The organism is Eubacterium uniforme, assembly GCF_900167115.1.
Taxonomy (GTDB): Bacteria; Bacillota; Clostridia; order Lachnospirales; family Lachnospiraceae; genus Eubacterium_S; species Eubacterium_S uniforme.
In genome coordinates this window covers 313,553-326,358 of record NZ_FUXZ01000003.1, presented here as the reverse complement: position 1 = coordinate 326,358, position 12,806 = coordinate 313,553, and the positions used below count along the sequence as shown (strand labels likewise).

Below are 12,806 nucleotides of genomic sequence, written 5' to 3'. Positions count from 1 at the left end.
GTAATTAAAGAGTAAAGACCAAACAATTAGGAAAGAAGTTTCATTAAAAAGAACAAAGAAAAAAGAAAAAAGAAAAATTTTTATTTAAAAAGGAGAAGATTATGGAGTTAAAGAAGGGTATAAACTTAGGCGGTTTCTTATCACAGTGCGTACATACAAAGGAGCATTATGATTCTTTTATAGTTAAAGAAGATATTGAAAGAATTAAAGGTTATGGCTTTGATCATGTAAGACTACCTATTGATAGTGAAGTTATAGAGTATTCTAATGGAAATGTGATTGAAGAAGGATATGAAAGAATAGAAGAAATCATAGGATGGACAAGAGAAGAAGGTTTAGATATTATTTTAGATCTTCATAAGGTTCAGGGATATGATTTTAATGATGCTAATAATGATAGTAAAAATAACTTATTTACAAGTGATTTGCTACAGGAAAGATATTTAAATATTTGGAATGAGATTTCAAAGAGATTTTCAAAATATGATAATGTAGCATTTGAACTTTTAAATGAAGTTGTTGAAGATAAGAATGCAGATGCTTGGAATAAGCTAATCATGCAGGCAGTTAAGACTATTAGAAATAATACTGTTGATAGTTATATCATTTATGGTGGTATTTTATGGAATAGTGCTTCTACATTAAAACTTTTAGATCCACCAGCTGATGATAAGATTATATTTACTTTCCATTTTTATGAGCCATTGTTATTTACACATCAGAAAGCATATTGGGTAGAAACAATGGATCCTAATTGGGAGATTTCTTATCCAGGAGATAAGGAAGAGTACATTGAAAAATCTGCAATTTTAGGTAATCAGGGACTTGCTGTTTCTGGCAGCAAATACGAATACTTCGGAATTGAGTTTATTGAAGATTTTGTTTTAGAAGCAATCAAGGTAGGAAAGGAAAGAAATGTCAGATTGTATTGCGGTGAATTTGGAGTAATTGATCAGGCACCAGTTGAAGATACATTAAGATGGTTTGATGATGTGTTTACAGTGTTTGAAAAATACGATATTGGATATGCAATCTGGACATATAAAGAAAAGGATTTTGGTCTTGTTGATAGACATTATGATCCAATTAGAAACAGACTTATTGCTAGAATTAACAACGAAATCTAGTCAAAAAATAATGGGTTAGTTCGGATAATGGGATAGTACGGAATGACAATTTAACGCCTCCTGTATGAGTGTGGGGGAGTGCAAAGTGGGTTGCACTCCCTGGCACTTTGGAAGTGTTAGTTTTCATATATTTACATAAACGAAAGGAGAGTACTATGAATCTTATGAAAAAGAACGGAAAAAGATTCAGTGCCCTTGCTCTTTCAGCAGCTATGATTCTTAACATGGTTCCTGCTGATAATATTTATGCGGCTGCTAAGAAGAGTAAGGCAGTAGTGTCCGTGACAGTAAAAAATGTTAAGGGCAAAACTTTAGTTTTGAAAAAGGGTAAAACATTTAAACTAAAGGTTAAAGTTAAGACTAGTGGAAAAGTGAGCAAGAAGGTTAAGTTTAAATCATCTGCTCCAAAGGTTGTTAAGGTTAGCAAGAAAGGAAAAATTAAAGCTCTTAAGAATGGTAAGGCAAAGATTACAATTACTAGTGTGGCTAACAAAAAGAAGAAAGTTACATTAAAGATTGTAGTTGGTACACCTGTTAAGAAAGTAGTCCTTGATAAGACAATACTTTCTGGTAAGGTGGGAGAAAAACTTAAGGTTCAGGCAACTGTTACACCTAAGAAAGCAAGCGTTAAGAAAGTTAAATTCTCAAGTAGTGATAAAAAGATTGTTACTGTTGATAATAAAGGTAACATCACCTTAATTGGGAAAGGTGAGGCAAAGGTAACTGCTACAGCCATGGATGGACATGGTAAAAAGGCAGAGGCTTTAGTTATTGTAGTTGAGAATAAGTCAGACGATTCAAAAAATAATGGGAAAACGGATGATAAAAAGTCTGATGAAAGCCAACTTTCTTACAAAGGTTATGAACTTAAGTGGGAAGATGAGTTCAATGGTAAAGAATTAAACAGAAATGATTGGAATGTAGAACTCCATGAACCTGGTTGGGTTAACAGTGAGTGGCAGGAATATGTTGATAGTGAAGAAAACATTTACGTTAAAGATGGTGTTCTTCATCTTGTGCCAGTTAAGAAAACTGTAGGTGAAGGTGAAAATGCTAAAACAACATATACTTCAGGTCGTGTTAATACTCAGGGAAAACATGATTTCAAATATGGTATGTTTGAAGCAACTTTAAAAGTTCCAACAGGTAAGGGTTATCTTCCAGCATTCTGGATGATGCCAACAGATGAAAACTTATATGGTCAATGGCCAAAATGTGGTGAAATCGACTGTATGGAAGTTATGGGTCAGGATACAAGTAAGTTATACGGTACACTTCACTATGGTGAACCACATGCTGAACAGCAGAATACATATGTTACTGCTGCAGGTGAAAAGGACTTTGCAGAAGAATTTCATAAGTTCTCAGTAGAATGGGAACCAGATCATATTACATGGTATGTTGACGGTGTTAAGTATCATGAAGTTACAGATTGGTTTACAGCAGCAGAAGGTTCGGATGAACTTACATTCCCTGCACCTTTTGATCAGGATTTCTATGTTATTTTAAACCTTGCAATTGGTGGTTCATGGGTAGGTTATCCAGATGACAAAACACCATTTGAGAATAATGATTTTGAAATAGATAACGTTAAGATTTATCAGAAAGATGCAGCTTACTATGCTGAGAAAGAAGCTAATGTAACTAAGCCTGAAAAGGAAGTTATTATTAGAGAACCAGACGAAGAAGGTAACTATGTGGTAAATGGTTCATTTGCTAAGGATATTAATGCTGATACTGATTTTGAACTTCATTTAGAAGCAGATACAAGCAAATCAACATATGATATAAAGAATAATACAATTAAGATTTACCCTAGTGCAGAAGGGGAAGTTACATACGCAGTTCAGTTAAAGCAGCCACATATTCCTTTATATCATGGTGCTGAATATACATTAACATATGATGCATACGCAGCAAATGATAGAACAATGATTGTTGACATTGAAGGTCCAGATAGAAACTGGAAGAGATATTTTAATGATACAACAGTTGAACTTACAAGGAATAAAAAAACATATAAGCATAAATTTACAATGAATGATAAGTTTGATGCTAATGGTTGTCTTGAATTTAATCTTGGTGCTCAGGGTAGTACAGCTCCTGTAACAATTAGCAATGTTAAACTTAAGATTACTGGTGGTGAAATTATTGATGATAGCAAGATTAAGGAAGTTAGACCTGATGGTAACTATGTTTACAATGGTAAGTTTGAAGAAGGTACAGGAAGACTTAAATACTGGGAAATCTCAGATGAAGAAAGTGATGCTGTATCAGTAACTAATGTTAATAATGTAAGAGAACTTAAGGTTGTTGCTCCTGAAGGAATAAGTGAAGAAAATCCTTTCATTATTAAGCAGAGTGGACTTCCACTTACAGAAGGTAAGTATAGATTAAGTTTTGATGCTTATAAGGAAAATGCAACTGAGGGTGATACATCATTAGAAATTAATCTTGATGGTAAGTCATATGGTGGTGAATTAAAATCTGAATTATCAACATATGAATATAAATTTGAATATTTAGAAAAAGATGGCGGAGATGGAAGCAATAAGGATTTATATATTGTTATTACAGCTCCAGGTACATATTATATTGATAACATTACAGTTAATGAAGATGCTATGATTAAGAACGGTTCATTTAATGCTGAAAAATCAGGATTTAATGAAGGTTTTTATGGTGAATCAAATTGTGCAGCAGTAGTTGATAACCAGAAAGAAGATCATGCATATTCAATTGATATTTATGATACAGGTGCAGAAGATTGGAATATTCAGCTTATGCAGGAAGGTATCACACTTGAAAAAGATAAGTGGTATAAATTTACATTAAAAGCTAAGTCAAATCTTGAAAGAGATATTTCAGTAGCACTTGATGGTTGTGAAGATAGCAATTGGGCTTGTTATAACGGAGATTCAAACAAGATAATGCATCTTGATGGTCAGAATGAATGGCAGGATTATGAAGTTGTTTTCAAGATGACTGGTGAAACAGACAGTACATCAAGACTTAGTATTTCAATGGGCGCTGTAAATAGCACAAGAATTACTGATTTACATAGAATATTTATTGATGATATTAGTTTGGTTGAAACAGAAGCAGTTGAAACTGAAGATGTTGAAGCAGGAGTAAACTTCTTAGTAAATCCAACATTTGCTGGTGAAAATCCAATGGATGGTTGGGTAGATACAATTGCTAACTGGGGTAGTGATGGCGCAACAGCTGAAGCTACAAAGTCATATGATGATGGTACTATTACTTATGATATTACAAATGTAGGTAATGAAGATTGGCATGTACAGCTTAAGCAGAATGATTTATCGCTTAAGGCTGGCAATACATATGAAGTAAGTTTTAAGATTAAGTCAAGCGTTGACAGAGTTATAAAAACAGGTGTTATGAGTGCTGCATACAAGTGGTATGGTGGAAGCGACGTAACATGTAATGCTAATGAAGAACAGACTGTAACATTTACATTCACTATGGATGGTGATGATCCAACAGCTTTCTTCTATGTATCAATGGGAAAAATCGCTGATGTAGATACTCCAGCAGGAATTATTGCATTATCAGATTTTTCGATTATTAAAAAATAGCAATTTTCTAAGGTTTGATCCTTTCCTAAATGGGCGGAAGTTTATCTTCCGCCTTTTTTGTGGTATAATTATAGTCATAATAAACGAATTAGTGAGGGTATTTGGGGCAAGATATCTTATTGCTAGTAGGGAGGTTTTACTATGAGTAGAGTTATATGGATTGTTTTAGATAGTGTAGGTATGGGAGAAGCACCTGATGCGGGAGATTTTGGCGATATAGGGTGCAATACACTAGGACATATTATGGAGAAATTTCCAAGTTTAAAAATTCCAAATTTAAAGAGTTTAGGTCTTGGAAATATAGATGGTATGATGGGGATTGACCCCGTTGAAAAACCACTTGCTTCTTTTGGTAGATTAACAGAAATTAGTGCTGGTAAGGATACTACAACTGGACATTGGGAGATGATTGGAATTCATACTAAAACTCCATTTCCAACTTATCCGAATGGATTCCCGGAAGAGGTTATTAAAGCATTTGTTACAAAGACAGGTGTACCTGGAGTTCTTTGTAATAGTGTTGCATCTGGAACGGAAGTTATTAAGCAATTTGGAGATGAACATAGGTTGAGCGGAAAGCCTATTATTTATACAAGTGCGGATAGTGTTTTTCAGATTGCTTGCGATGAATCTGTTTATAGTGTTGAACAGTTATATGAGATGTGTGAAGCAGCAAGAGAAATACTTGTTGGTGAACATGGAGTCGCAAGGGTTATAGCTAGACCTTTCGTTAAGGATATTATAAAGGGTTATGTTAGAACACCTAATAGAAGAGATTTTTCATTAAAACCTGATCCTGAGAATTTACTTACAGAGATTATGAAGAGTGAGTACATGAAACAGGAAGAAGGTAGAATTCTTCGTAAAAAGCAAAGTGTTTATGCAGTTGGTAAGATTGAGGACATATTTGCTGGAGTTGGAATTTCCGATGCCGTACATACTGTAAGTAATGATGATGGTATGGTAAAAACTCTTGAGGCGCTTGATATTGTTGAGAGTGGTTTGATTTTTACAAATCTTGTTGAGTTTGATTCTACATGGGGCCATAGAAGAGATGTTGTAGGTTATGCAAGAGGTCTTGAAGAGTTTGATGTAAGACTTGGCGAACTTATGAAGAAGATGGGAAGAATAGGCGATAAGAAATCAGATGATATTTTAGTTATTACAGCAGATCATGGATGTGATCCGACATTTAAGGGAACAGATCATACGAGAGAGTATGTTCCATTTTTGATTTATGGAAAGAAGATTTATCAGGGTCATAATCTAGGTACGCTTCCAACATTTGCTGATGCAGGTGCAACAGTTGGTGAACTTTTGGGAATTCCTGGAAGTACAAAGATTGGTGAAAGTCATTTTATGGATTTATATACTTTTTAATTAATTAAGAACTTCTTAATATCTTTTGTTGTATTATTAGTGCATAAGGGAAAGAAAGGAAGTTGTTTAAATGAAAAAAACAGTTTTATCAGCAAGGAACTTATGCAAAAGTTTTGCACATAACGGTGGGCAGTTACATATTTTAACGCAAGTAAATTTAGACTTATATGAAGGCGATTTTACAGTTATCATGGGGCAGTCTGGTTCAGGAAAGTCCACGCTACTTTATTCGTTAAGCGGTATGGATAGGGCAACATCTGGCGAGGTTATTTATAAAGATGAGAATGTTGTTAAGATGAATGAAAAGAAGTTGGCTACTATAAGACATGAGGATTTTGGATTTATATTCCAGCAAATGTATTTGGTTAGTAATCTAACATTGTTTGAGAATGTTGCTGTTCCAGGTTATTTAAACAAGGAGAAAACTTCAAAACAAGTTGATGAAAAGGCTAGTGGATTACTTGATAAGGTTGGCCTTACAAAAGTAAAAACACATTTGCCAAAACAGGTTTCTGGTGGTGAACAACAAAGATGTGCAATAGCAAGAGCGGTTATTAATGAACCAAAGTTGTTATTTGCTGATGAACCAACAGGGGCCCTTAACAGAAAAAATACAAAAGAGGTTTTAGATTTACTTACGAATTTGAATGAAAATGGACAGAGTATATTAATGGTAACTCATGATATGAAGGCAGCGCTTAGAGCTAACCGAGTTATATATTTAGAGGATGGAAATATAGTTGGAGAATTATCACTTCCACCGTATAAAAAAGAAGATGAAAAAAGCCGTGAAACACAACTTAATGCATGGTTGACATCTTTAGAGTGGTAAGATATTAAAGCAGTTGTTTAGACAGCTGCTTTAAAAAATTTTTGAACCTTTTTTTAAGTTATGAAAATATATAATGAAAGATTAAAAAATATAGGGGGGACGTATGTTTGAAGTTATAATAAAAAGGTTAAGTCTATTAATAGTGGTCATTAGTGTTTTGGTGGTAATTATTCAGCCTATAGCAAATGATATGGGAGAAAAAACAGAAGTATTAGAGAATAAAAAAACGGCTGAGATTTTTAGAAATCTTGTGGCATATGTTGATAGCAAAATTATGGATGATAGCTATGATATATATCCTTATTTTAAGTACCTTGAAAACCATGGATATTACGAAAGAACTTATACAACTTTTGACTATATGAAAAAAAGCCAAGGGGTTAAATTTATGGATGCATATGTTGATTCTATAAGTAAAGGTTTATCGACGCGTGCAGCACAAAGGATATATATGAGATATATGGATGATAAAAATCATAATTATTTTATTTGTTTTACTTATAGTGAAGTTTTTTTGGATGATATTGATTGGGTAACAGAACGATTGAAGACTAGGAATATAGTTCTTTCAGAGGAATATGATGATGTTATATTGAGAGAGATTTTTGATCCGAGTTGGTATGAAAGCCTTGTGGTGTATAGTGATTATGATGACGAGTTTTTAGGTATAGAAGAGGAGTATGAGGGAGCTAAGAATTATGATGAGTTTAAGGAAAATCATTTCGATAAGAGTTATTTTGGGGAAATTAATAGAATGAAAAATGAAAATGATAAGATAAGTAATTGCTATTATGAACTTACTGATCGTAATGAAGAAAACTTGATAATTACAAGAGAAAGCTTAGATGATGTTTGTATTGATAATGATTATATAAAGTATGCAAAAGATAGGTATGAAAAAATAAGGGAGTATGAAGAGAGATTATTAAAGAAATCTGCTAGGAATGAAAAGAAGATAGGAACTAAAATAAAGAGATTGGTATTTAAACTATATAATGAAGACCATAGTAAATATGCACCGAATGAAGAGGCTTACTATGCAGGTTTTATTGATGATTCATCGTCTCAAAAGGACGATGGAGTAGAACAGGAGAAAGACAGAAATATTGTCGTATTATTAAATCCTGAAAGAGAAGTTGATATTATGTTTTTATTTGATTTCTTTCAAATTATAGTAGTGGGAGTTATATGTGGACTACTTTCAAAAATGGTACCTAAAATTTTTGGTTATGAAAAGACTTCTTTTGGAGAAGGAATGCTATATGGGGGAATATTATTTTTTGTTGCTATATTACAATATGATAGACCGCATTTATATCTTGAGTATTCATTTTTATTAGGTATTGTACCAATGATTAAAGGAATTTTATTGGGAATCGCTGGAAAAAAGAAAAAAATGTCACACTAATATTTCTTTATGTGTATATATAGTGTAAGGGATAAATGATAAGGGGGCGTATTTATCATTTATTCACATAAAAAGCTCATTACAATTAAAAAGTTTTTTATTTTTCTTTTTTCTTTTTTCATAAGGAGGAGCAGTTGTTTGACTGCTCCTTTAAAAATTTTTGTAACGTTTTTAAATTATAGTTGTTAATATAGTATGAAAGAGATTTATAAAGTATTATAGATAGTAGAAAATTTATAATGATGTATTTTTGATGGGATGGGATATGTACTATGGAAAAAAAGTTAAATTGGATAATTAGATCGATTTTAATTGTGTTTTTATTGTTTGTAGTCGTTAGGTATGCGATTGTTAATGGTGTGTCTAGTCCACGTATAGAACAGAAGGAAAAAGATGAAAGCGTGGATATTTTTAAGAAGGTAGTTGCTCTGGTTGATAGCCGTATTACAGATAAAGAATGCACAATCGATGAAATATATGGTATTGGATATGGTAGAAACGATGATGGCGATGGAGAAATGACCAAGAAAAACTTTGAGAGAATGAAGAAATCTGCCCTAAAGCTTGTGGATGCAAAAGTTGAACATTTATTTAATTTTTATACTATGAGAGGGGCAGATATTTGGATTAGATACGTGGATGAGAATAATAAGAATTTTTATGTATATGTTAATTATTCTGAAGATGCAATGACAAAACGAGTAATGGATGATACAGAAGATAATTTTTGGAATGCTGTAGGAAATGGTTTGTTTATTTATAGCGATTATTATGAAATGACAGATAGAAGTTATGATTTAGCGTATCCAAGATTTCTTGATTATGAAAGTAAGCAAGATCCGGATACTGAATTCATAGAACTTGATGATATTAATAGTATTAAATCAGCAAATGATTATTTAGATCTTGCCAAAACAAGAACTAGTGAAATAAGAGATTATCTTAAAAGTGCTACAAAGAAAACTTCTAAGAATGAAAGACGAATTAGTAGTCGTATAAAAAGAGCAGTTTTATCAGCAATAAATAATAAGTCTTATGGTGATTATGCAGCTAACGAAGGTGTTTTTGAAGATTCAGGTGAAGAATATCATGTGGATATAGATAAAATAAAAATCATTAAATTTGAAGATCAGATTGAAAAAAGAAAAAATTATACATATCCAATTGGTGCAAAAGCACAGGAGAGTGTAAGAATTTTACTTATAGTTCAACTTGTAATATTTGGAATATTCTGGGGATTATGCACTAAGTTAATTCCTAAGTTATTTGGAAATGAATATTCATCATTTTTTAAAGGATTTTTATATGGTGCAATTCCTTTTTTACTAGCCATATTCTTGACTAATGAAATTCATTCATGGTTAGCTTATGGATTTTGGCTTGGAATTTTACCAGTAATAGAAGGTATTATATTAGGAATGAATAAATATGCTACATTCTCTTTTCTTAAAAAAATTGTGTAAGAAAATATGGAAATTGTTAAATATTTATTGTATTATAGCACTTGAAAAAGTCATGAAGGGATTAAAAAAAGGAGCATAAAATGTTTAATATCAAGAAAAAAGCGATTAGCTTGACAACGGCTGTAATGCTAGTGGCTACAGCAATGGTTCCGATGGGAACTCCGGTTTTCGCAGAAGAAAACCAACCAAAAATTAAGGAGGTTGTAGAATCAGATTGGACGATGGGTCTTTATTTATGCGGTTCGAATCTTGAAAGTGAAGGTGGTAGCGCAACGAGAGATCTTATCGAAATACTTGAGGCTGATGTACCAGAGCATTTTTCAGAACGAGTAAACATACTTATTCAGACAGGCGGTAGTTCATCGTGGCATTTTAAGGCGTTGTATGGTGATAAGCTCGAAAAAGAAGGCTTCAGTAAGAACGAAATTGATCAGATTATTCCAGAGGAAATTGATGGAAATAGGATTCAGGAATATAAGGTTAATTTTGAACATGAATATACGACAGACGAGGGTGAAAAGAACACAGTTCCAACTATTGAATTAGTTAAGGATGTTGCAAAATATCCTGAAGTTGGTAAAAAAGAAGAAATTCATGTAGATGAAAATACAGTAAGTATGGGCAATTCAAAATATCTTGAATCGTTTATTGAGGATATGGATAATGATTATCCAGCTAAATACAGAATGCTTGATTTATGGAATCATGGTGGTGGTATTACAAATGGTGTATGTTTGGATGAAAAACTTAGAGGTTTAGATTCACTCACTTTAAAAGAATTATTATCTGCACTTGATAATGCACAGGTAGAAGACAATAGATTTGAAATTATCGGATTTGATGCATGTCTTATGTCTAATTATGAAACATGGTGTAGATTAGCAGAATATGCATATTATGGTGTTGGTTCATTAACAGCTGAACTAGGATATGGATGGTATTATACACCGTTTATTGAAGATTTGGGTAAGAATCTTGACAATATAAATTATAATGGATTAGAACTTTCACAATCTATCGTAAAAGCATTTAAGAATTTTTACGATTTTGGCGGTGTATATGATAAGATGAAAGAAGATGGCATTATTCAAAGAATTAATTTAGAAGTCTATAATTCATTTTTGTGTGCTTTGGATTTAGATGAGTTCGCTAAGACATATGTACCATTTGCTGAGTTATCTGATTGTCTTGTTAAATTATATGCTGACAGAGAAGGAACTGAAAATCTAAAAAAATTATTAGAGAATTCAGAAGTATTTAAAGATTATAATATTACAGGCCTTGATAGTTTTGTTGATGCTGTAATTGCTAATGCAGAAAGTAGAATAGAGCATTATACCAAAGATGTTGATGATAATGATGGGTTCGCTAAATATGTTGTAGAGTTATATACTAGGGAAATAGAAAGTGCAAAAGAATTTAAAGAAAGAGTTAATAGTAATATTATTGAAGAATTTAGTGGTCGTAGATTTACTGATTATGAAGGTTTTGGTGTAATGTCATTATTCTATCCAGATCATGCTAAAACCACTAGTGAACTTGCATTCTTTACAACTGAAGAATATCCTGAGTATTCATTAAATGATAACTATTCATTATTTACATATTTCATTGCTTTAGAAAATGATTCATATGTAAAAGAAATGGCTAGAATGGAAATTGAAATTGATTTTGAAAATGAAGAGTTTACAACTGTATGTCCATTAGATGAAAAGGGATATGGTGCGTTTTGGGTTAAGAGATACCTTTATAAGGATGGTAAATACTATCATAATGGTTTCCCACATGATAATGGAAAAATCGTAGATGATGAATTTTACTCGACTTATGAATCTATGGATTATCATTTTGAAATTAATGATGAGCCTTTTGCAACTGAAGTAGTAATAGATTATAAAAGTGATGATAATTCGTATGTAGTTACGGGAACGTTGAATGGAAAGAGTGGAAATTTCTATTTTAGATGGAATGAGGAAGAACAGAAATGTACATTTTATCAATTCTTTAGTGATGATTTTACTGTATTGTGTAGTGATTTCAAAGAGAATGATGTAATTACATTTAAATCAGAATTATTTGATTCACTTGATAGAAAAAAATTGTTTTTTGCTTCAGAACAATTTATTGAACACAAATTTACAGTTAAGGAATCAGACTTAGTAGAACGAGATGGCAATAGACATGGTTGTATATTACCAGTGTCAAGAGTCGTAGATGATGGAAAAAATGTATCATATGTTGGAACGGTAGTATATAATGCCAGTGCAGTCTTTTCATATGACATTGATTTTGAAGATATGGAATATGAATATGTTTGTATCGATTTTAATAAGTATAGAGACTTTGAAAACGCAAATGTGTCTATAGCAGAAAAAGAATATGAACTTTCAGGTTACGCAATTGAACCTGAAATCATTTTTGAAGGTGTTGAAAGTAATCTTGAAAAAGACGTTGATTATGAAGTAATCTACAAAAATAACATTGGAATTGGTAGAGCAACAGCAACTGTTAGAGGCCTTGGTGTATATGCAAATATTCCGGATAGAGTCATTGAATTTGATATTGTTGAGGCTAAGAAGGAAGAGGCTAAAGAGGTAATTAAGACTGTTGAAGTAAAGACAGTTGAGGTTAAAACTGTTGAAGTTAAAAAAGTTGAAGTAAAGACAGTTGAGGGTAAGACAGTTGTAGTTAAAGTACCAAAACAGGTTAAGATTAAGTCAGTTAAGAATAAAAAGAAGAAAGCTCTTACAGTTAAGTGGAAGAAGATTAAGGATGCTAGTGGATACGAAGTTTGTATTGCTCGTAACAAGAAGTTTACAAAGGCTAAGAAGGTTAAGACAATTAAGAATGTTAATAAGGCATCTCTAAAAATTAAGAAACTTAAGAAAAATAAAACATACTTTGTAAAGGTTAGAGCATATACTTTTGATCCAAGTGGTAACAAGGTATATGGTGACTGGAGTGAAGTTGAAAAGATTAAAATAAAAAAATAGGTAT

At 32.2% G+C, this 12,806-nt stretch carries 7 protein-coding genes; all 7 read left to right on the top strand.

The window, feature by feature from the left end:
* Positions 1–101 precede the first annotated feature (101 nt).
* The 7 genes from B5D16_RS02905 (at position 102) to B5D16_RS02875 (ending at position 12,802) form a co-directional block, all read left to right on the top strand.
* On the top strand, positions 102–1,127 hold the full coding sequence (locus B5D16_RS02905) for a glycoside hydrolase family 5 protein (protein ID WP_078765468.1): 1,026 nt from the start codon (positions 102–104) through the stop codon (positions 1,125–1,127).
* A gap of 155 nt (positions 1,128–1,282) precedes the next feature.
* Positions 1,283–4,726: a carbohydrate binding domain-containing protein gene (locus tag B5D16_RS02900; RefSeq protein WP_078765467.1), complete on the top strand. Its 3,444-nt coding sequence runs from the start codon at positions 1,283–1,285 to the stop codon at positions 4,724–4,726.
* A gap of 141 nt (positions 4,727–4,867) precedes the next feature.
* A complete protein-coding gene (locus tag B5D16_RS02895; protein WP_078765466.1) occupies positions 4,868–6,106 on the top strand; it encodes a phosphopentomutase in 1,239 nt (412 codons plus the stop codon).
* A gap of 70 nt (positions 6,107–6,176) precedes the next feature.
* The gene (locus B5D16_RS02890; protein WP_078765465.1) at positions 6,177–6,938 is read left to right on the top strand and encodes an ABC transporter ATP-binding protein; all 762 of its coding nucleotides are present in this window, start codon (positions 6,177–6,179) and stop codon (positions 6,936–6,938) included.
* A 103-nt stretch (positions 6,939–7,041) separates the two neighbouring features.
* Positions 7,042–8,346, top strand: coding sequence for a BAR domain-containing protein (locus tag B5D16_RS02885; protein ID WP_078765464.1), 1,305 nt, complete (start codon positions 7,042–7,044; stop codon positions 8,344–8,346).
* A gap of 272 nt (positions 8,347–8,618) precedes the next feature.
* A complete protein-coding gene (locus B5D16_RS02880; protein WP_078765463.1) occupies positions 8,619–9,809 on the top strand; it encodes a hypothetical protein in 1,191 nt (396 codons plus the stop codon).
* An 80-nt stretch (positions 9,810–9,889) separates the two neighbouring features.
* Positions 9,890–12,802: a clostripain-related cysteine peptidase gene (locus tag B5D16_RS02875; protein WP_078765462.1), complete on the top strand. Its 2,913-nt coding sequence runs from the start codon at positions 9,890–9,892 to the stop codon at positions 12,800–12,802.
* Positions 12,803–12,806 lie beyond the last annotated feature (4 nt).

Coding starts and splice junctions, on each gene's coding strand:
- B5D16_RS02905 (WP_078765468.1), top strand. CDS start 102: ATGGAGTTAAAGAAGGGTATAAACTTAGGCGGTTTCTTATCACAGTGC.
- B5D16_RS02900 (WP_078765467.1), top strand. CDS start 1,283: ATGAATCTTATGAAAAAGAACGGAAAAAGATTCAGTGCCCTTGCTCTT.
- B5D16_RS02895 (WP_078765466.1), top strand. CDS start 4,868: ATGAGTAGAGTTATATGGATTGTTTTAGATAGTGTAGGTATGGGAGAA.
- B5D16_RS02890 (WP_078765465.1), top strand. CDS start 6,177: ATGAAAAAAACAGTTTTATCAGCAAGGAACTTATGCAAAAGTTTTGCA.
- B5D16_RS02885 (WP_078765464.1), top strand. CDS start 7,042: ATGTTTGAAGTTATAATAAAAAGGTTAAGTCTATTAATAGTGGTCATT.
- B5D16_RS02880 (WP_078765463.1), top strand. CDS start 8,619: ATGGAAAAAAAGTTAAATTGGATAATTAGATCGATTTTAATTGTGTTT.
- B5D16_RS02875 (WP_078765462.1), top strand. CDS start 9,890: ATGTTTAATATCAAGAAAAAAGCGATTAGCTTGACAACGGCTGTAATG.